Source organism: Chromobacterium sp. IIBBL 290-4 (genome assembly GCF_024207115.1).
In the GTDB taxonomy this organism is placed as follows: domain Bacteria; phylum Pseudomonadota; class Gammaproteobacteria; order Burkholderiales; family Chromobacteriaceae; genus Chromobacterium.
The window spans coordinates 141326-161231 of sequence record NZ_CP100128.1 but is presented as its reverse complement, the minus strand read 5'-3'; the positions used below and the strand labels follow the sequence as shown (position 1 = coordinate 161231).

Here is a 19906-nt window from a genome sequence, read left to right as displayed (position 1 = left end):
CTTGTCCCGTTCATTCCGCTGCCGGAACCGGGCGGGGGTGCGCGCACAGCACGATGAAGCGGCCCGCGTCCGCGCGGCCGGCAATGCCGACGCAAGCGTGCCGGCGCAGCCATTCGCCGCGCATGTCCGGCATGAGGATCTCGGGCGTGCCCATCGCCACATGGCGGGAGAGGTGGGTGAGATAGACCGTGGTTTTGCCGACCACGGTATTGGCGATTTCCGCGCCGACGCTGTCGGCTAGCTGCGCGATGTCGGCCTCCTGGCAATCGGGCTCGAAACGCCGCGCCATGTCCAGCAGCAAGGGCCGCTCCATGGACAGGCCCAATAAGGCGTTTATGCCGCTGCCCAGGGGCACGACGGCGGTGAAGTCCAGCAGTTCGGCGGTCTGCAGCGAGGCGTCCCGCTCTTCCAGATCCAATTCCAGCTTGAGATGGTCGCGGCAGAAGGCCTGGGTGACTTGCGCCAGCGGCGTGAGCAAGGCGGCGTCGGCCTTGGGCGCGGGGGGCTCGGCCAGGGGCTCAGGCGGAGAGTAAGGCAGGGTGAAGACGAAGGCGGCGCCCTGGCCGGGGGTGGATTCGATGCGCAGCTCGCCTCCCAGGCGGAGCAGCTCCTTATGCGTCGCGGCCAGGCCCACGCCCTGCCCGGAAACCGCGTCCGCTGTCTGGCGGGTGGTGAAGCCATCCAGCAGGATCAATCGATACGCGGCTGCGTCGTCCAGCGCGGCGGCCGCTTCCGCGGGCAGAAGCTTTTTGCGAGCGGCGCTGGCCCGCAGCTGCGCCGCGTCCAGGCCGCGGCCGTCGTCGGCGATGGTCAGCCGCAGCACGCCGGGCAGGCGGGTCAATTCGCAATGGATGGCGGCGACTTCGCTTTTGTCTGCCAGCAAGCGGGTGTCGGCATCCTCGATGCCGTGATCCACCGCGTTGCGGAACACATGGACCAGCGATTTGCAGAATGGGCCGTAGCGGGCGGGATCGACCAGCGCCTCGTCGCCGACGCAGGCAATGGGCGCGAGCGGCTTGTTCTGCCGCTGGGCCAGCAGCATGGCGGCCTTGAAATGCGGCGCGATCAATTGCCGGAAGGGCTCATAGCGCAAGCGGCGGATCAGCGCCGCCATCCTGGAATCGTCGCCATAGAGCTTTTTCGCCTCGCCTTCCAGCGCGTCCAGAACGGAGACGGGAATATGCACGGCGCGCTCCGAGCTCAGGTAGGCGGGGCCGAGCTTTTCCCGCAGGATGGCCAGATCGGCCTCCAGGTCTCTGCCAAGATCGCTCAAGCCCAGCTCGCGCTTGATATCGTTGATTTCCAGTGCGTCTTTGTCGCGCAGGCGGGCGATGCGCGTTTCCAGCTCATGCAAGGCGTTGGGCAGGGAGGGCAGGCTGGCTTGGGCGAACAAGCCCTTGAAGGTATGCAGTTCGCGCAGCAAGTCGGCCAGCAGGGCGAGCGGGTCGGGCTCGAAACTGAGCAGGCTGGGCAGTTTGCGGCGGCGGAAGTCGTCGTAGTCGCGCAGCGCCTCCAGCAGGTCGTCGCGGAATTCCAGCGCGTGGACGATGAAACTCAGCCGCAAGCGCTCGTCGGCCAGCTTGTCCTGCAGTTTCTTCTGGGCGGTCACGTCGGTGAGGATCAGCATCATGCCGCCCTCGGCCAGCGGCTTGTATTCGGCGCGGTAGTAGTGCCCGCCCAGCCGATATTCGGCGGGCAGCAGGTCGAGGTAGGCCTCGCGCCGCAGCGGGTCGTCCTCGCTGGAGATGGCCAGGCCCAGGGTCTTGGCTAAAAAATCGCGTTGTCGGATCTGATCCGGTGCCAGCAGGTCCGGCAGCGCGAGGCCGCGGATGTCCTGGCCGAAGATGCGCAGGCATTCTTTGCTGAAGCCGGGGTTGACCCGCAGCGCCGGGTCCATGGACAGAAACCCCTGTCCGGAGTTGTCCAGCAGGCGGGCGACTTCCTCGCTCTTGAGCGACAAGTCCCGAGTCCGCTGGCTGACCCGGGACTCTAGATCCGCCACCAGTTCCGCCAGCGCGTGCCGGGTGGTCTCCAGGCTGACCGCCAGCTGGCCGATCTCGTCCTCGCTGGCGCAAGCGATGGGGTCGGTCAGATTGCCATCTTTCAGCGCCACCGCCGCCCGCGCCAGATCCTGCACCGGGTGGGTCAGCCGCTTGGCGAAAAAGATGGCGCACAGCACGCCGGCGGCCAGGGCCAGCAGGCCGAAGGCGGCGCAATAGAACAGGAGCTGGCCTATCGGTTCGCGGATATCCTGCTGCGAAGCGGCGCCGATCAAGGCCAGCGGCGTGCCGGCCAGCGCCTGCTTGCGCAGCGCCAGGGAGCGGTAATGGTCGGGAATGTCCGCCTGCGCGCGCCAGCGGCGCGAGGCATCGCGGAAGTCCGCCAGCGACGCCGCGCTGATGGCGAGGCGGGATGGCAGCAGCAAGCCGGCGGACGGAGAGCCGGCGGCCAGCGCGACAAAGCCATTGTCGCCGATGCGGATGCGGGCGAGCAGGCTTTGCTGGATCTGGGCCATGTCCAGCGCCAATACGATATAGGCGCCCGGCAGCGCCGCGCCTTCTTTCAATAGCGGCCGTTTGAGCAGCAAGGCGGGCTGCTCCATGTCCAGCTGGAATTGCCGGGGGGCGATCGCGGCGACGTTGTTGTCGGGCAAGCGGGACAGCTCGGCCAGACGCAGCGCGCCGGGGGGGATTTTGCCGCTGTCGTCGTAAATGACGGCATCGTTTTGCAGCAGGAGGATGCGGGCGATCCAGGGCTCGCGGGCTTTGGCCTTGGCGAAGTAGCTGTCCAGGCTGGGGGCGAACACTTCGGCCAGCGCCGGGTCGCTGAACATGGCTTCGACCAGCGGATTGGCCGCCCACAAATTGAGATTGGATTCCCGCGCAGACAGAAAATTGCTCAACAGCGCGGCGCTTTGATCCAGGCTCTGGCTGAGCTGCCGCTCCGCCGCCTGCCTGAGCATGGCCGCGGCGCCCAGCGCGATGACCAGCGTCAGCGCGCAGGCCATGCCCATCACGATGATGGAGGTCATCGCGATCAGCCTGTCGCGGATGGAGTGGCGCAGCCGGGCGCGCAGCGCGTGGAAGAGGATCATCGCCTATTGCGTGGAGTTCACCAGCGTGATGAAGCGGTTCAGGCTGAGCCCGTGGTGGCGGACCCAGATCTGATTCAGCTCCGAGCGCTCGTCTTGCTTTTGCTGGGCGAAAAAGCGGGCGGCGGCCGCTTGAAGGTCCTTGTCGTCCTTGCGGAAGGCCCAGCCTATCTCGTCCATGGCGCCGATCGGAAACGCCACATAGGTATGCTTGAGCAGGTAGCGGGTATCCCAGATGGCGATGTCCGAGTCCAGGATGGTGAAGTCGACCTTGCCGCCGTCCACCGCCCTCAAGCTGTCTTCTGTTTTCAAGACCGTGATCTTGACGGGCTTGGCGGCGTACGGGCCGTGGTTTTGCTCAAGTAGCCAGGAGTGGTACGAGGTGTTGCGGTCCACCGCCGCGCTCAGGCCGGCGAGGTCGGCCGGCGATTTCAATTGCGCCTTGCGCGACACATTGGCGACGACCATCATCCGGTTGGGAAACAGGGTGACGAAGTCCATTTTCTTCAGCCGCCAGGCGTTTTTGGTGATGCGGCTGGGGTAGATGTCGCAAGCGCCGCTGGCCAGCAACTGCGGCGTGTAGCTGCCTTCTATATCGGTGCGGCCGGTCTTGTCGTAAAACTGCTCGTCCCATTCTATCCGGATGCTTTTGAGGCGGATGCCTGGCCCCAGATTGCGGACGAAGGCTTGCACTTCCTCGTATACCGGACCGGAGAATTCGCACTGTTCGCGGCAGTCTTTGGGCTTGACGATGACGGACGCGGAATTGACCGGCACGATGCAGACGCGCAGCTGCCGGGATTGCAGCACCTCTTTCAAGGAGCGCGCCGACGCCGGCGCCAACACGCCCGAGAGCGCGATCGTCAAGACGGCCTGCAAAATTGCGCGTCCGCGCGCATGGGCTTTCATGGCATGCCTCCCGCTCATCCGTTTACCGCCGCCACCAGCGAAATGAATTCGGTCAGGGTGCGGCCGTGATAGCGTTTCCAGATCCGGTTGAATTCGGAGTCTGGATGGCTTCGTTGATCATCGAAAAAACGGCTCACCGCTTCTTGCAGGTCTTTATCCTCTTTGCGGAAGGCCCAGCCGATCTCATCCTTGGGGCCCACCGGGAAGGCGACGAAGGCATGCTTCAGCTGATGATGGGCGCTCCAGATGGCGATGTCCGAATCCAGCATGGTGAAATCCACCTTGCCGTTGTCCACGGCGGCCAGGCCGTCGTCGGTCGGCATTAGCTCGATGCGGACCGGATTGGCCGCGTAAACGGTGCGATTCTGCTCCAGCAGCCAGGTGTGATAGGAGGTGTCCCGCTCCGCCGCCGCGCTGAGCCCGGCCAACTGGGCGCTGCTTTTCAGCCTGTCGTGCCAGTCATGGCCGGCGATGACCATCATGCGGCTGGGAAACAAGGTGACGAAGTCCATTTTCTTCAGCCGCCACGCGGTCTTGGTCAGCCGGCTGGGGTAGAGGTCGCAAGCGCCGCTGGCCAGCAACTGCGGGGTATAGCTGCCGTCGCGGTCGGTTTTGCCGTTTTTGTCGAAGAACTGCTCGTCCCAGCCTATGCGCAGCGCCTTGATTTTGACATCGCCCAGATTGCGGGCGAAGGCTTGCACTTCCTCCCAGACCAGGCCGGAGAAGGTGCATTGCTCGCGGCAGTCTTTGGGCGTGGCGATGGCGATGGCGCTGTGTATGGGCGCAATGCAGACGCGCAGCTGGCGGGTTTTCAGGATGTCGGCCAGGGAGCGGGCATCGGCGTGGCCGCTCAGACAGAGCGGCAGCATGGCAAACCATGCCGCTAGGCTGCGGGCGGCGGCTAGGCGTGGAGTCATGGCCGTGGTCTTTCCTAAGCGGCGCTGGCGCGTCAGGCCGCGGCGGGCCGCGCCCTATTCATCTCGGAACACCTTGCGCAGCACTTCGTCCACCTTGTCTTTTTCTATCGGCTTGCAGATGAAGTATTTGGCGCCGGCGCCGATGGCGTCCACGACGGTGCTTTCCTGGCCATGGGCGGTGATGATGATGACGGGTTTGTCCGGATGGTCTTGCAAGATGCGCCGGGTGGCTTCCAGCCCGTCCAGCTCCGGCATCTGGATGTCCATGGTGATGGCGTCAGGCTGCAGCTGGCCGGCTTTGGCGATGGCGTCCAGGCCATTGCAGGCCGAGCCTATCACCTCGTGTCCCAGCGCCTCCAGGATCAGCGATAGCCGTTTGATCACGGCGGGAGAGTCGTCTACCACAAGAAATCGCTTGCTTCGCATGCGGGCTCCTCGGTCGAAAACGGTTTGGGGCCGTTTCGCGGCTCTGGCTTCACGAGTTGACTTCCACTCGGTTGCGTCCTTGGTTCTTGGCGAGGTACAGGGCCTGGTCCACCCGGGCGATCAGCTCCTTGATGTCTTCTCCGGGGCGGGCTTCCGCCACGCCGAAGCTGGCGGTTTTCCGCCCCACGACGGGAAAGTCATGGCTGGCGATCTTGTCGCGCAGCTTGTCGGCCAGCTGCGCGGCATTGGCCAGGCCGGTCTCCGGCAGAATGGCCAGAAACTCTTCGCCCCCCCAGCGGCCCAGCGTATCGGTGGCGCGCAAATTGGCCTGCAGCAGGCGGGCGAGCTCGATCAGGACGATGTCGCCGGTCTGGTGGCCGAAGGTGTCGTTCACTTCTTTGAAATGGTCGCAATCGGCCAGCAGCATGGCGAAGGGTTTGCCATAGCGGCGGAAGCGCTGGTATTCGGTCTGCAGCGCCTGGTCCAGATGGTAGCGGTTGTACAGGCTGGTCAGCCGGTCGGTCTTGGCCGAGATTTCCAGCTCGCGGTTCTTGAACGCCAGGGTGGCGTGCGCCTCGGTCAGGTCTTTTTGCAGGCGTTTGAGCGCGTTGATCTCGCTGAGCACGCAGACGATTTTGGCCGTGCCGTCTATCCAGCGGATTTGCCGCTGCTGCACGTGATACCAGTTTTCCGACTCGTCGTCGTAATACTCGGTTTGCTGCGGAGGCCCCTGCTCCTGTTCGACAGCGTGCTGCTTGTAGCCGATGAAGCAGTGGCTGCCGCCCGCGCCGGGAAATTGGTCGCCGAAGGCGCGGCCGACGCAGTCGTCTCCCAGCCGTTCATGCATGGAGGGGTTGGCGTAAACGATGCGCCCGCTTTCGGGGTCGACCACGAAAATCAGGTTGGGAATGTCGTAGACGACAGTCAGCAAAAAGCGATCGAAATCCTGCATGGCGATAGGCGCGTTCCGGTTGGCGGCAGAGTGCTGCGCACGCGGCAAGGCGCTTGCGCGCGCCGGCCGCGGACAGTCTGAATTCACTATAGGACGCGCTGGCGTTTGCGCTTGAACTTGTCCGCGCCGCGCATGGCCGCCAGCGGAAAGCCGCCGCTGGCGGCGCGCCTTGCCATTGCTGCAGGCGTCAGTTGGCGATGCTGTAAACGGATTGTCCCACCCGGTAATACACCGCGCTTCCGTTCACGAATATCTGATCCGGGATGGTTTCAATCTGCAGCGTGGACTGCTGGTTCGTGCTGTTCCAGCTGTAGATCATGCCGGCGTTGCCTAGCCCACCCATCCCATAAAACACCGAACCATCTCCGACGCCATACAGTTGCGCCTGGGCGTTGCTATAGGTGGCTACGGTCAAAGTGGGAGAGATATTGGATGTCGAGGCCTTGATGTATTGATTGGACGCGCTGGATTCCACCCAGGCCAGCAAGCCGCCTTGAATCATGAAACTGCTTGCCTGAGAGGACAGCGTAGTCGCTCCTCCGCCTGACAGATTCTGGGCCTGCAGCGAGTAAGGGCTGGCGCAGCCTGCGGCGGACAGGCTCCAGGCTACCCGGGTGCCATCCGTCGCCGGGCTGGCGTTGCAAGCGGTGCCGTTGCTGAGCAGGGTGGAAAGCGTGGTATCGGAAGACCACTCGAAAATATCATACAAGCGGGATGCGCCTGAGCCGCCGGTCTGTCCCCAGATGAACGCTTTGACCACGCCGCCGACCAGGGCGAAGTCGTAGTTCTGGTAACTCTGGGTGCTGATGCTGCCGGGCGCCGCTATTTGGGTGCTGACATGGGTGGCCGCGTTATAGAGCGTGTAGCCCGATGGCGAGTCGGCCCACATCACGTAATCGCCATGGGCGATGGGAAGGATTTGCGGCGCGGTGACGTTATTGGACAGGGTCAGATTGATGTAGGCGCCTGTCGCGCTCCATACGTAATCGCAGGCTGCCGGCAAGCCGCAATCCGGACCCTTGCCGGAGCCGAAGACGCGGCCATTGGCGAGTTGCCATCCCGAAATGACGGAGGATGCTTGATCCAGTTTGACCTCGGTGTTGTTGACGACGTTTCGCAGATAGATGGAGCCATCCGACTTGGTGTACACCACTTGGCTGCCTTCGACGGCGAGCAACTGAGTGCCGCTGGCTAGCTGCAGCACTGCCTGGCGGGCATTGGCGGCGCTGGAGGCGACTACCACGCTGTGTTGAACGACCGAGGTCAGTCCGTCGCTGTCGGTTGCGACAATCTCCAGCGTATAGCCTCCCGGCGCTACTGCGCTCAGATCCAGGCTGGTGGAGAAGCTGCCATTCGCTGTGGTGTTGAGCAAGGTGTTGGTGCCCAGCATCGCAGTGAGCGTCAAGGGCTTGGGTTTGTCAGTGCTGGCGGAGCCGGAGATAGGCAGGGCGCCGTAAAAGGTAGCGCCGTCTATGGTGGGCGCGCTCACGGTCAGCGTGGGCAGATTGCTGATCGGAATGGCGATGGTCTTGCTCTTGGAAAGACCTTTGACGTCCGCGACGACGATCAACATGGAGTGGGCGCCTGAGGCCCCGGATACGGTGAAACCGTATTGAGTGGGCGAAGTATTGACGCAGGGGCAGGAGTTGGGCGCAGACAGCGTGCCTAAGGCATTGCCGTCGAAATAGGCGGAAACCGTGGCGATGCCATTGGGTGACGTGGCATTGATGGTGACCTGGATGGGGCCGGAGGTGCCGCTGACGCTGGCGCTGACGCCCAGCGAGCTGTTGCTGACCTGCTGGGTCGAGCTGATTTTAAGGTAGGAGTCGGTATTGTTTTGTATCCAGGCGGTGATGACATGGCTGCCATTGGCGACGCCGGTGGTATCCCATTCTATCGGATTGCCCGCGCCGCTGGTTTCTGTGCCGAGCTTGCTCTGATCTATATACCAATCGACTGAAGGATAGCTTGTGGAGCCGGAAATGGACATGGCGACCGATTCGGAAAGCGGCGAGACCTGATTGAAAGTAATGGTCGGCGTCGAGCTGGGCACCGAGACTTGCAGGCTGGTTTGCGATTGCGGGCTTTGCAGCGGCGTGGAGACGCCTGCATAGACCGCTACTACTCGATACGTGGCATTGGCGGTGATGACGCCTTGCCAGCTGAGCATGGTTGGACTGCTGGCCAACGCTCTGGGCGCGAGGGATTGTCGAGCGAATTGCGCGGTGGCGCTATTGGTGCCGGCCAGGGTGGCGATGGTGCTGAACGCGCCGCTGGAATCGGCGACTTGCACATTGTAATAGGCGCCGGCGGGGTAGGTGTCGTTCCAGGATAGCGTAACCATGCCGCTGGCCGGGTCGTAGGCGGCGGTCAGTTGCGCGGCCGCCAGATTCGTCTGGCTCCCAGAATTGCTCCCAGAGCTGCTGCTTGATCCGCTGGAGCTGATCGCCGCGCCTCCGCCCCCGCCGCCGCAGGCGGCCAGACATAAGGCGATGAACAGGCTGATCAGGATGTTTCGGGCAAGGTTCCGCATGATGGCTCCTTCTGACCGCGACTTTCCGCTGCTCTTGAGGGCGATGGCGCGCAAAGGGTAAACCAACTCCTCTCGGCGGCTTTCATGGCGCGTCTTTGCCCGTATTCGATGCTTGACCTATGGCGGGATGCGGTTTGGCATGAGTGAGCGCGGGCAGGACGAATTACAGCTTAGGACAATATCAAGTCAAATGAAAACGCCCCGCGCTGGGCAGGGCAAGTTTGGCGTTCAGTTCCCAAGGTGCTCGCTATAGTTGGCCGGAATCCAGGCGTAGGCTTTGGCGTCGCGACCGACATGGCCGATGCCAGGGAAGGAAATGTGGGCGGCGGCGACCCAGTAGCCGTTCTGCGCGGCGTCGGCGAAAGCCTGCCAGCGGCGTTTGACGGCGGAGGCGGAGTCCACGTCGAAATCTATCGCCACATTAGGCCGGGCGAACTGCACTTGCTGGGCATGGACGGCATCGCCCCAGAACTGGATGCGCTGGCCCTGGCTCTGCGCCTCGTAGAAAGTATGGCCGGGCGTGTGGCCCGGCGCGGCGATGGCGCGGATGCCAGGGAAGATTTCGGCGCCGGCGGCGAAGGTTTTCACCCGTCCGGCCGCCAGGTACGGCGCCAGCGATGCCTGGGCCTGAGCGAAGCCCTTGCGCTGGTCGAAGCCGGATGGTTGCGCCGGCGCCACTTTGGCCCGGTTGGCCGGGTTCAGCCAGAAATCCTCTTCCTTTTGATTCAGATATACGTCGGCGTTGGGGAAGACCGCCTTGCCGGCCACGGTGAGTCCGCCGGAGTGGTCCAGGTGCACATGGGTCAGCAGCACCGCGTCTATGTCTTCCAGCTTATAGCCGGCGGCGCGGATATTGGCGGGCAGCTTGCCCGATCCCGGGCCGAACAGCTCGCCGGAGCCGCTGTCCACCAGCAGCAATTTTGAGCCGGTATTGATCAGAAAGGCGTTGATCGAGGTTTCGGCCTTGCTCGGCGTCTGAAAGCCTCGTTCCAGCAGCTGCCGGATCTGTTCCGGCGATTCGCCGTGCAGCAGCTTGTCCAAGGGAATCTTGACCGTGCCGTCGGACAGCGCGGTGATTTCGAAATCGCCGATCATCATCCGATAGTAGCCAGGCGCCTGGGCATGGATCTGCGGCGCTGCGGCCAGGCTGGGCACGGCGGGGAGCAGGGCGGACGCGCCGATGGCAAGGGCGGCGGCGATGGCTTTCAGTTGGCGGGTCAGGTGCATATCGGTTCCTTTGAGGCGGTGTCGCGGGCGGTTTGCTCGCGTGGCCTGATCATGTTCCAATAGCCGCCAATATCATTCAAATCGATTAAAAAGATAATGGCTATCAGCGAAAACGATTTTCGGTACATCGACTTGAATTTGCTGGTGACGTTTTTGGTGTTGATGCGCGAGCGCAGCGTCTCGCGCGCGGCCGAATGCCTGTTTATCGGCCAGCCGGCCGTCAGCGGCGCGCTGGCCAGGCTGCGAGTGTTGTTTGACGATGCTTTGCTGGTGCGCACGCCGCGCGGCATGGAGCCGAGCGCGCGCGCCTTGCAATTGGAGCGTGAGCTGTTGCCGCTGCTGGAGGGGATGCAGTCGGCCTTGTTTCAGCCTGCGGCTTTCGATCCGGTCAAGGCGGAGCGGGTGTTCACGTTGGCGATGCCGGACTGGGTGGAAATCTGGCTGATGCCGCGGCTGCTCCGCATGCTGATGGCGGAGGCTCCCGGCGTAGACATCGTGGCGAAACCGACGGACCCATTCGCCGCGGTCGATATGCTGGAAGGGCTGGAGATGGATGTGGGAATCGCCACCTTGCCGGCCGAGCCGAGTTGGCTGCGCAGCCGGACCTTGATCGAGATGGACTTTCAGTGCGCGCATCATCCCGAGAGCTTGCGGCTGGACGGGGCCTTGAGTCTGGATGCCTATATCGCTCATCCGCATTTGCTGGTCAGCTACCGCGGGGCGTTCCAGAGCGCCATCGACGGTCTGCTGGCGGAGCAGGGCCTGAGGCGGCGCGTGCGCTATTCCACCCAGGCTTTCGGCGCCTTGCCTTCGCTATTGGGCCGCTTGCCCGCGCTGGCGACGGTGCCGGGCGTCCTGGCTGAGCACTGGCGCGACACGCTGGGCCTGCGCGCTTGTCCGGTGCCGCTGGCGGCGCCTCGCATCCAGCTGGCGTTGTTCTGGCATGCGACGCGCGACAACGATCCCGCGCAACGCTGGCTGCGCGGGCTGGTGGAGCGGGCGGCGGCTTGATGGGAAACCGCCTGCCTGCGGGTGTGCTGCGCGACTGGCTGATTCAGGGCGGCGCGGTTTTTGAGCGGCCCGGTCTGCCGAAGCGACGGTGATGCCGGGGCGTGTCGTTTGCCCTGAGCGATGGCCATCAGTTGGCAAAGTTGTAAACCGCCTGGCTCACCCGGTAATAAACCTGATTGCCATTGACCAGCAGTTGGTCGGGCGGCGCATCTATCATCAAGGTGGAGGTCTGGCTGACGCTATCCCAGCGGTAGACCTGGCCGGTTGCGGCATAGCCTTGCAGGTAAATGACGGCGCCATCTCCCGCGCCGTACACCGACAAGGATGTGGAGCTGCTGGCTATCAGCAGCGTGCTGCCTGGAGTCGCGGTGGACGCCTTGAGATAAGTGTTAGGCGTGCTGTTTTCAAGCCAGGCTAATACGCCGTCTTGCAGAACAAAGGTGGTCATCGTGGAGGACAGCGTCGTAGGCGGCCCGCCTGCAATGTTCTGGGCAAGCAAGGTTGCAATGTTGCCGTTCCCTCCGCTGTTTTGATTCCAGGCCACCCTGACGCCGTCGGTTCCCGGAGCGTAATTGCTGTTGCTGCTGCTCAGCTGGGTGGAACTGGCGGTGTCGGACGACCAAAGAAAAACATCGTAGCGCGGGGAGAGGCCTATGCTGCCTGTTTGTCCCGAGTAGACGAACTTTATGACGCCGCCGACTAAAGCGAAGTCATTATCGGCATTGCCAGCAGTGACGCCGGATGGCAGGGGAATCTGAGTATAGGTTTGGGTGGCGGCGTTGTAGAGCGTGTAGCTGCTGGGGTAGTTAGCCCATAGCGCGTAATCGCCATGCGCGACGGGGTGAGTTTGAGTGGTAAGCCCGATGGCCGGATTGCTCTGCGTTAGATTGACTATGGAGCCATCCGCCTTCCAGGTATACACACAAGACAATGCCGGCGTGCAGTCTGACAGCTTGCCGCGGCTGTAAGCCCGGCCGTTGGCTAACTGCCAACCGGACAGGCTGCTGCTGGAGCCGGCCAGCGCGACATCGCTGCTGTTGGATAGGTCGTGAAGGCCGGCGGAACCGTCTTGCTTGGAGTAGAGCACCTGGCTGCCTTCGACTGCCAGCAATTGCCCACCGGCCGGCAACTGCATGACGGGTTGGCGCAAGGTGGTCGATACCACGAATATATTGAGACTGACTGTGGTCGTTGGGCCATCTGCGCCGGAGGCGATCACGCTGAGCGTATGAATGCCTGCCCTTATGCCTGCCAGGCTGATGCTGCCGCTGAAGCTGTTTTGCGCAACAGTCAGCGCGGTCGAATAGCCCTGATCCACTAGCGCCTTGACTGAGTACGTCGTGACCCTATCGCTGGATACGGTGCCGGCAATAGACAGTGTATTGGCGCCGCTGCCGCCATTGATAGGGGTGGTCACGCTGAGCGTAGGCGCATTGACGATGGGAATGGCGATCGTCGCGCTTTTGCTGCGTCCCAAGGAGTCGGTGATCACAATCAGCATGGAGTGGGAGCCGGAGCCTACCGCCAGCGCGTTGATGGTGAAACGATAAAGCTGGCCATTGTTGGGAGCGGTAAGCGTGTTGTAGGGGGCGCCATCTAGCCAGGTTGCAATTTGGGTGACGCTGGCGGGCGAGTAAGCTGTCACGTCTACATAAATGCTGCCGGTTGTGCCGATGACATTGGTGCCGAATCCCAAGTTGTTGTGCAGCACTTGCAGGCTGCGGGTCACTTGGATGTAAACATCGGTGCTGGTTTGCACCCAGGCGGTAATGCCGTAACTGCCGCTGGCGAAGCTGTCGGTGACCCAGTCAATGGCATTGCCGACGCCGGATGTCTTGGTGCCGAGCTTGGTTTGCTCGACATACCAATCCACGGTTGGATAGGTGGAGCTGCCGGCGATGGCGAGCGTGATGGTTCCATCTATCGGCTCCAGCTGATTGATGGAAATCGACAAGGGCGTGCTGGGAATCGAGACCTGCAGGCTGGTTTGCGATTGCGGACTTAGCAGCGGCAGGCTGACGCCGCCATATACGGCAACAATCCGGTAAATGGTGCTGGCGGAGGCGGAGCCTTGCCAGCTGAGCGTCGGCGTGGAGACCTTGAGGCGGCTGGGCGGCAGGGCGATTTTTTGCTGATTGAGCGTGGCGGCGCTATTGCTTCCCGTGACCGTGGCAATGGTGCTGAAGTTGTTGTTGGAGTCTGCGGTTTGTATTTCGTAGCTGGTGCCAGCGGGAAAAGTGTCGTTCCAGGACAAAGTGACCAATCCGCTGCTGGGCGTGTAGACAGCGGTCAGCTGAGCGGCGGCCTGATTGGTCTGCCCCCCGGAAGAGCTGCTTCCGGAGCTGCTTCCAGAATTGCTTCCAGAATTGCTTCCAGAACTGCTTCCAGAACTGCTTCCAGAACTGCTTCCAGAACGGCTGCCAGAACTACTGCCAGAACTACTGCCAGATCCATTGCCGCTGGCACTGATGGCCGCGCCCCCGCCCCCGCCCCCGCCGCAAGCGGCCAGCAATAAGGCGATGAACAGGCTGATCAGGATGTTCAGGGCAAGGTTCCGCATGATGGCTCCTTCTGACCGCGACTTTCCGCTGCTCTTGAGGGCGACGGCGCGCAAAGGGTAGTCCAACTCCTCCGGGCGGCTTTCATGGCACGTCTTTGCCCGTATTCGATGCTTGACCTATGGCTAGGCTAGATGCGGTTTGGCATGAATGGGCGTGGATATGGCGAATTACAGCTTAGGGCAATATCGGGCCGAATTAAAACCCCCCGCACTGGGTGAGGCAGGTTTGGCGTTCAGTTCCCAAGGCGTTCGTTGTGGTTGGCCGGAATCCAGGCCTAGGCATCGTCGATGCTGGGGAATAAAGGTAGGCGACAACGACCCCGTAGCTGTTCTCCGTGGTGTTGGCGAAAGCCTGTTGGAGGTGTTGGTGGTGTTGGTGGTGTTGGAGGAGTGAGGCGGAGTTTAAAACGGAATTTATCGCTCGGATTCAGATAGACATCGACCGCTTTGCCGGTTGCGGTTAGGCCGCTGGAGTGGTCCTGAGGTCCATGTCACAGCTGCGCCGAGTAAATTTTTTAATGCCTATAGCAGGCGTCGCTCTCATCAGCCTTGCGCTGTTCTGGCATGCGGCGCGCGACAACAATCCTGCGCAACGCCGGTTGCGCGGGCTGATGAAACTGGCGGCGGAGGTGTCGTGAGTCGCTGCTGGACGATGAGGGAAAGTTTCTTCAAAAGGCGCATCAGCAAAGCAATTAGTTGGGGGCGAAATTAGCTACCAAGTCATGCTGTTTGATTTTAGAGGGTGCGGATTGGATTTAAGATTTCTATGATAAAAGCTCTTGGTGTGGTTTTGATTTTATTGTTATAAGAATCAATAAATGGCTATGCGCGGTGGTCATTGGTGGGTGATGAATTAAGCGCCCGTTTTTTTTCCGAGCGATAATCTTCTGACGGAAACAAGTAAAATCATAATGAAGATAAAAAATGCAAAAATGGATAGTGCACTTCTCCACAACTCTCCAGTTTCGATGCCATTAAAAAAACTAGAGCCAGACATAAGGATGGCTGGTAGTAAAAAAAAGGTTTTCCCGATAAATCTGATGCACCATTTTATATCAGGCATCAGCGCGTGGATAAAAGTAAGAAGAACATTCATGTTAGTTGTCCCGTAAACAGGCCCGGCAAGCATTTGTAAATAAAGTCGAGAGGGGTGTTCCCCTCTCGTACTATATATCAATTACATCCGGCAATGATTAGCAGCGCCATTCATTGCCCCGCCGATCGCTCCAACAAGTCCGCCTAGAGCGGCGCCAGGTAGCGCTCCAACACCGTCAACAAGCGCCCCGACCTTCATGCCCAGACCGGCCCCGGAAATTCCTGTAGCAATCGTGTTTCCGGCTACGCCGAGCGCGCATTCGGCAGCACCCTGGCTGACGCCAGTGTTAACGTTCGATCCAGCACCATAACTGGCGCCGACAGTACCATCTGCACTAGAATTACTAAGGTCACCAGAATTGCCATAGCTACCAAATCCGCTAGAGCCATCGTTATCTCTTTCATATTCTTCCATCGTGCATTCAACTGCATTGCCACCGGTAATCACATGAAGATCTTCAAGATTCAAAACATGCATTCTATGCTCCTTAATGCAGCTGATTCGCGCTGCTCGATATAATCAAAATTTATGGAAATAAATAATTCAGCACACGGCCATGCAAAGCATGGTTTATTTTGCATGGACGGCAATTGGAAATGCCGTATGCAAAATGTATCGCAAATGATATTTAACATCAAATGGCTGTTCACAGAGAAAGCTTGATAGCAAATTATGCCATCATTTGTTGCATTGATTTGCAAGATCAGAAAATAGACCAATTCCTATCGTGAAGAAAATCAATCTCCGATTTTGCAAGGGGATAGTAGTTGTAATTCATTGAAATGTCAATGGCATTAGTGTTGAAAATTTATCAGCTGCTATCAGTCATGATATCTCCCTCTCAGGAAAGGCAGCAAAGATCGAGTGCAAGATATTGATTTTGTTGGTGACGCCTTTAGATATGTACTTGCTGATGATTGGTTTTATTTTAAACTCATAAAGTAATCTAAACTCTCGATAAATACAGGATTTATGCAATGGTAAGTACTGAATTTTGATATTTATTGCCGAGGCGGTGCTGAAAATTCATATTTTTGTCCAAAATAATATATGTCTATTTCCGCACCCCGGATACTCATCTGAGTAAACGCCTCTGGAAACTTACTCTGGCTCGCGAGGGTTTGGGTAGGCTTCTGGAACCGCTCATGGTCCAGACAACATGATCGTCAAACTGCGTAAGCAAGCCCGCACTACGCCGGCCATTCGCAAAGAGATTCAGCAAGCCACCGGCACTCAGGCCGAGCTGGCCGCTCGCTACAACGTCACCATCGACACCATTCGCAAATGGAAGAACCGGGACAGCGTCGAGGATCGCTCCCACACGGCTCATCGGCTGCAAACCACGCTGACGCCGGTCCAAGAGCGCATTGCCGTTGAGCTGCGCAAAGTCCTCAAGCTGAGGCTGGATGACTTGCTGGTGGTGATTCGCGAGTTTCTGAATCCTGCCGTGTCGCGATCCGGGTTGGACCGTTGCCTGCGCCGTCATAGCGTGGGAAGCCTGTGTGACCTGGAACCCGCCGCGCCCAGCAAAACCAGCAAGCCTTTCAAGGCTTATGACTAAATGGAACCGCTAGGTAGGGATGTACACTAACACCCCACTACTGGTTATGGCCTTTGGATAAAATGCCTGTGGTGAGCCCGCATAGCACCAACAATATACTTATCACGTATATGGTAAAGGTCAGCTTTCAGTGCGGAACATTGACCGTCCGGTAATGGCCGATAGCAGTCATGCTAGCACAAAGGCATGACTAGCTGCTTTGGCCGAAAACCAGGCATCAGCAGCTTGTCTACGAACGCTGTCTTTCGACAGATGAGCGGAGAACAGCTGGTTTACACAGAATTGCAGGCAGGCCCGGTTGCCGAGTTTTTTCATGCGGGAAATCCATCGCCAACAAGAAAATGCCCCACGATCAAAAAATCGTAGGGCATTGTTATAAAGTTACAGCGGAAGCGAAACTATGTTTAGTCGCAGCTTATGGTGGCAAAAGTCGCAGCTTATGGTGGCAAAGTCGCAGCTTATGCTGTCACTCACACATAATGTACTTGGATTGTAAATTATTGGCTCAGCCGCACGTCCCCACGTGGCCGCAGGCGGTGCAGAACTCGCAGCCGTCCTTCTTGATCAGCGCGTGGTTGCCGCACTCCGGGCAGGCCTTGCCGGCCAGCGGTTTGAGCGCGACCGGGGCCTCCTGGGCGAACAGATCGCTTTGCTCCGGCGCCATCACGCCCATGTCCTCCACCGGCACGCCTTCCTCGGTCAGCACGCCCAGCATGGCGTAGCGGTGGATGATCAGGCGGGCGAGATAAGCCACGGTGGATGGCCAGCTTTGCGATTTTTCCAGGCCGGGGATGCGGGCGAAGAAGTCGCCTTGCGGCTCGGCGTAGTTCAACAGCTTGCGCAGCTTCAAGCCTATCCAGGCCGGGTCTATCACCCGCATGTCCAGACTCAGCATTTTGCACAGCCCGTCCAGCTCGCGCGGGTAGGCGCCGGCCAGCCACACCGAGTAGGGGCGGCGCTTGCCGTTGGGCAGCACCAGCTCTTTGACGAACAGCACGAAGTCGTCGCCGGTTTGCGGGTTGACCACGTCCACCGACCAGCTCATGGTGCCGTCGCTGCCGGATTTCGGCTCTTTGCGGGCGAACAGCGCATCCATTACCGGCGTGGCTTCGCCGGCATCCAGCTGCAGCGCGCCCAGTTGCTCGACGCGGTGGCGCACCACCTGGCCCAGCGCGGCGGCGGCCGAGGTGGCGTGTATGGTCTTGTCGCCCAGCGTGAAGCGGTAGCGCTTGTCGCCGTTGGCGCGCGACAGCGCGTCCAGCTTGGCCGCCAGCCAGGCGCGGTCGCGGCAGCGCATGTCCATCGACAAGGTTTTGGCGATGGCGGACAGGCCGCGTTGCTCATCGGTGGCGTTGACCCAGCATTCGAAAGGCTGGGCGCGGCCGTTTTCCATATGGCCGACCACCACGGCGAAATCGCCGGCATCGCCTTCCACCATGAAGGTCCAGGACGGATTGCCTTCCTTCAGCTTGGGGCGGTTGGGCCATTTCAGGCTGGACAGCGCCGGGGTGGGCGCGGTGTTCAATGTGACTCGGCGGTCAGGATCGCTGGCGGCGCCGGACAGGTCTTCCGGCGCGGCGGCCGCGGCGCTGGGGGAGGGCTCCACCGACAATACCGAGCCGAGCACATTATTGGGCCGGTAGGTGGTGATGCCTTTCAAGCCATTGCGCCAGGCTTCCAGGTACAGGCTCTCGAAGTCGGCGAAGGGATAATCGGCCGGCACGTTGACGGTTTTGGAGATGGCGGTGTCCACAAAAGGCGCGACGGCCGCCACCATGCGCATATGGTCGAGAGCGCTCATTTCCAGCGCCGAGACAAAGTAGTCCGGCAGCCTGGAGGTGTCGCCGCCCTGCATGCGCCACACGCGGTAGGCGTGGTCTTCCACCAGGTATTCCTGCTGGCTGTTGTCGGCCATCCGCTTTTTGCGGGTGTAGAACCACGAGAACGGAGGCTCGATGCCGTTGGACGCGTTGTCGGCGAAGGCCAGCGAGATGGTGCCGGTGGGGGCGATGGACAACAGGTGGGAGTTGCGGATGCCGTGCTTGCGGATGCGCGCCTGGATTTTCTCCGGCAGGCGGCTGGCGCAGTGCGGCGCGGCCAAGTATTTATCGGCGTCGAACAGCGGGAAAGCGCCTTTTTCGATGGCCAAGTCCACCGAGGCGTCATAGGCGGCGTCGCGCATGCTTTCGGCGATGCGGGCGGCGAAGCGGCGGCCTTCCTCGCTGTCGTAGCGTATTTTCAGCATGATCAGCGCGTCGCCCAGACCGGTGAAACCCAGGCCGACGCGGCGTTTGTTCTGGGCTTCGCGCGCTTGCTCTTGCAGCGGCCACACGGTCAGGTCCAGCACATTGTCCAGCATGCGGATGGACATCCGCACCACCTTCTCGAAAGACTTGAAGTCGAAGCTGGCCTTGTCGCCAAACGGCGCGCGCACGTGGCGTGTGAGGTTGATCGAGCCCAGGTCGCAGCAGCCGTAGTCCGGCAGCGGTTGTTCGCCGCAGGGGTTGGTGGATTCGATGACTTCGCAGTAGGACAGGTTGTTGTCCTGATTGATGCGGGTCATGAACAGCACGCCCGGTTCGGCGTGGTCGTAAGTGGAGGCCATGATCTGCCGCCACAGCTCGCGGGCGCGCACGGCGCGGTACACCCACAGGCCGTCTTCACGCTGGAAGCTGCCGGGGAAGGCGTCCGAGTTAGGCGCCACCGCGTGGGTGAGTTGCCAGTCGCCGTCGGCTTCCACTGCGCGCATGAAGTCGTCGGAGACGCCGACCGAGATATTGAAGTTGCGCAGATCGCCCTGGTCCTTGGCGTGGATGAAGTCCTCCACGTCCGGGTGGCTGATGTCCAGCACGCCCATCTGCGCGCCGCGGCGAGCGCCGGCCGACTCCACCGTTTCGCAGCTGCGGTCGAACACCCGCATATACGACACCGGGCCGGAGGCCCGGCTGTTGGTGCCTTTCACATGCGCGCCCTTGGGGCGGATGCGCGAGAAGTTGTAGCCGACGCCGCCGCCGCGGCGCATGGTTTCGGCCGCCTGCAGCAGCGCCTGGTAGATGCCGGCCTTGCCGTGTTCGGTCTCGGAAACCGAGTCGCCCACCGGCTGCACAAAGCAGTTGATCAGCGTGGCGGACAGCTCGGTGCCGGCGGCGGAATTGATGCGGCCGCCGGGGATGAAGCCATGGTCCAGCGCCTCGAAAAACAGCGGCTCGAAACGGGCCGGGTCTTTTTCCAGCTCGGCCAGCGCGCGGGCCACGCGGCGGCGCACTTCGCTGACGCTTTGCTCGCCGTTCTTGGCGTATTTTTCCAGCAACACCTCGCGCGAGATGTCTTGTTCCGCCATGGCGGCGATGTTTTCCTGCTGCATGGAGCGCTCATCCTTCTGAAACGGTGTTCAACGACGACGGCATGAATGCGTGAGCATGAAAAAACGACGTACACACTATATGTTGTTACGACGTGTGTGCTCTAAACGCAAGGTATTGTGTTGGGTGTGGGCGGGATTATAACCCGTAGCGGGGAGGCGCGGCGCGCGGATTTGCCGAATGGACGGGGCGGATGCGGCTTGGGCCGCGGCTGGCGGGCAAACCATGTGGCTTGCCCGCCGTGTCGCGAAATCGTCACAA

Annotated in this window: 13 protein-coding genes and 1 pseudogene; 3 read left to right on the top strand and 11 right to left on the bottom strand. The window is 60.9% G+C overall.

The genetic code is table 11. The features are described from left to right. Nucleotides 1-10 precede the first annotated feature (10 nt). The 7 genes from NKT35_RS00675 to NKT35_RS00645 form a co-directional block, all read right to left on the bottom strand. Nucleotides 11-3094 (bottom strand): ATP-binding protein, encoded by a 3084-nt coding sequence (locus tag NKT35_RS00675; RefSeq protein WP_254297886.1) that lies wholly within the window; start codon nucleotides 3092-3094, stop codon nucleotides 11-13. Nucleotides 3095-3097: 3 nt separating this feature from the next. Next, the gene (locus NKT35_RS00670; RefSeq protein WP_254297885.1) at nucleotides 3098-3958 is read right to left on the bottom strand and encodes a transglycosylase SLT domain-containing protein; all 861 of its coding nucleotides are present in this window, start codon (nucleotides 3956-3958) and stop codon (nucleotides 3098-3100) included. Between the two features lie 56 nt (nucleotides 3959-4014). Next, on the bottom strand, nucleotides 4015-4917 hold the full coding sequence (locus NKT35_RS00665; protein ID WP_254297884.1) for a transglycosylase SLT domain-containing protein: 903 nt from the start codon (nucleotides 4915-4917) through the stop codon (nucleotides 4015-4017). A 54-nt stretch (nucleotides 4918-4971) separates the two neighbouring features. Next, nucleotides 4972-5343, bottom strand: coding sequence for a response regulator (locus NKT35_RS00660; RefSeq protein WP_254297883.1), 372 nt, complete (start codon nucleotides 5341-5343; stop codon nucleotides 4972-4974). Nucleotides 5344-5392: 49 nt separating this feature from the next. Next, nucleotides 5393-6295 carry a sensor domain-containing diguanylate cyclase gene (locus NKT35_RS00655; RefSeq protein ID WP_254297882.1) on the bottom strand — a complete coding sequence of 301 codons (903 nt, stop codon included), beginning with the start codon at nucleotides 6293-6295 and terminating at the stop codon, nucleotides 5393-5395. A gap of 187 nt (nucleotides 6296-6482) precedes the next feature. Beyond that, nucleotides 6483-8828: a hypothetical protein gene (locus tag NKT35_RS00650; RefSeq protein WP_254297881.1), complete on the bottom strand. Its 2346-nt coding sequence runs from the start codon at nucleotides 8826-8828 to the stop codon at nucleotides 6483-6485. A 228-nt stretch (nucleotides 8829-9056) separates the two neighbouring features. Beyond that, complete coding sequence (locus NKT35_RS00645) at nucleotides 9057-10055, bottom strand: MBL fold metallo-hydrolase (RefSeq protein WP_254297880.1); 999 nt, start codon at nucleotides 10053-10055, stop codon at nucleotides 9057-9059. 96 nt (nucleotides 10056-10151) lie between these two features. Here NKT35_RS00645 and NKT35_RS00640 point away from each other — a divergent pair, with 96 nt between their 5' ends. Beyond that, nucleotides 10152-11066 (top strand): LysR family transcriptional regulator, encoded by a 915-nt coding sequence (locus tag NKT35_RS00640; protein WP_254297879.1) that lies wholly within the window; start codon nucleotides 10152-10154, stop codon nucleotides 11064-11066. A gap of 127 nt (nucleotides 11067-11193) precedes the next feature. Here NKT35_RS00640 and NKT35_RS00635 read toward each other — a convergent pair whose 3' ends face one another. After that, nucleotides 11194-13626: a hypothetical protein gene (locus NKT35_RS00635; RefSeq protein WP_254297878.1), complete on the bottom strand. Its 2433-nt coding sequence runs from the start codon at nucleotides 13624-13626 to the stop codon at nucleotides 11194-11196. Nucleotides 13627-14114: 488 nt separating this feature from the next. On the opposite strand from NKT35_RS00635, the gene NKT35_RS00630 reads away from it, so the two are divergent. Continuing rightward, the gene (locus NKT35_RS00630) at nucleotides 14115-14264 is read left to right on the top strand and encodes a hypothetical protein (RefSeq protein WP_254297877.1); all 150 of its coding nucleotides are present in this window, start codon (nucleotides 14115-14117) and stop codon (nucleotides 14262-14264) included. Nucleotides 14265-14803: 539 nt separating this feature from the next. Here NKT35_RS00630 and NKT35_RS00625 read toward each other — a convergent pair. After that, on the bottom strand, nucleotides 14804-15199 hold the full coding sequence (locus tag NKT35_RS00625; protein ID WP_254297876.1) for a hypothetical protein: 396 nt from the start codon (nucleotides 15197-15199) through the stop codon (nucleotides 14804-14806). A gap of 682 nt (nucleotides 15200-15881) precedes the next feature. On the opposite strand from NKT35_RS00625, the pseudogene NKT35_RS00620 reads away from it, so the two are divergent. Next, nucleotides 15882-16280 (top strand): annotated as a pseudogene (locus NKT35_RS00620) (IS481 family transposase); the annotation flags it as partial. A gap of 171 nt (nucleotides 16281-16451) precedes the next feature. On the opposite strand, the gene NKT35_RS00615 reads toward NKT35_RS00620, so the two are convergent. Both NKT35_RS00615 and NKT35_RS00610 read right to left on the bottom strand, forming a co-directional pair. Next, nucleotides 16452-16598, bottom strand: coding sequence for a hypothetical protein (locus NKT35_RS00615; RefSeq protein WP_254297875.1), 147 nt, complete (start codon nucleotides 16596-16598; stop codon nucleotides 16452-16454). A 190-nt stretch (nucleotides 16599-16788) separates the two neighbouring features. After that, nucleotides 16789-19647 (bottom strand): adenosylcobalamin-dependent ribonucleoside-diphosphate reductase, encoded by a 2859-nt coding sequence (locus NKT35_RS00610; protein ID WP_254297874.1) that lies wholly within the window; start codon nucleotides 19645-19647, stop codon nucleotides 16789-16791. Between the last annotated feature and the right edge of the window lie 259 nt (nucleotides 19648-19906).

Excerpts from the sequence above, each read along its gene's own strand:
- NKT35_RS00610 (WP_254297874.1), bottom strand. The coding sequence starts at position 19,647 with ATGCAGCAGGAAAACATCGCCGCCATGGCGGAACAAGACATCTCGCGC.
- NKT35_RS00640 (WP_254297879.1), top strand. The coding sequence starts at position 10,152 with ATGGCTATCAGCGAAAACGATTTTCGGTACATCGACTTGAATTTGCTG.
- NKT35_RS00650 (WP_254297881.1), bottom strand. The coding sequence starts at position 8,828 with ATGCGGAACCTTGCCCGAAACATCCTGATCAGCCTGTTCATCGCCTTA.
- NKT35_RS00625 (WP_254297876.1), bottom strand. The coding sequence starts at position 15,199 with ATGCATGTTTTGAATCTTGAAGATCTTCATGTGATTACCGGTGGCAAT.
- NKT35_RS00655 (WP_254297882.1), bottom strand. The coding sequence starts at position 6,295 with ATGCAGGATTTCGATCGCTTTTTGCTGACTGTCGTCTACGACATTCCC.
- NKT35_RS00645 (WP_254297880.1), bottom strand. The coding sequence starts at position 10,055 with ATGCACCTGACCCGCCAACTGAAAGCCATCGCCGCCGCCCTTGCCATC.
- NKT35_RS00630 (WP_254297877.1), top strand. The coding sequence starts at position 14,115 with ATGTCACAGCTGCGCCGAGTAAATTTTTTAATGCCTATAGCAGGCGTC.
- NKT35_RS00660 (WP_254297883.1), bottom strand. The coding sequence starts at position 5,343 with ATGCGAAGCAAGCGATTTCTTGTGGTAGACGACTCTCCCGCCGTGATC.
- NKT35_RS00675 (WP_254297886.1), bottom strand. The coding sequence starts at position 3,094 with ATGATCCTCTTCCACGCGCTGCGCGCCCGGCTGCGCCACTCCATCCGC.
- NKT35_RS00635 (WP_254297878.1), bottom strand. The coding sequence starts at position 13,626 with ATGCGGAACCTTGCCCTGAACATCCTGATCAGCCTGTTCATCGCCTTA.
- NKT35_RS00665 (WP_254297884.1), bottom strand. The coding sequence starts at position 4,917 with ATGACTCCACGCCTAGCCGCCGCCCGCAGCCTAGCGGCATGGTTTGCC.
- NKT35_RS00615 (WP_254297875.1), bottom strand. The coding sequence starts at position 16,598 with ATGAAAAAACTCGGCAACCGGGCCTGCCTGCAATTCTGTGTAAACCAG.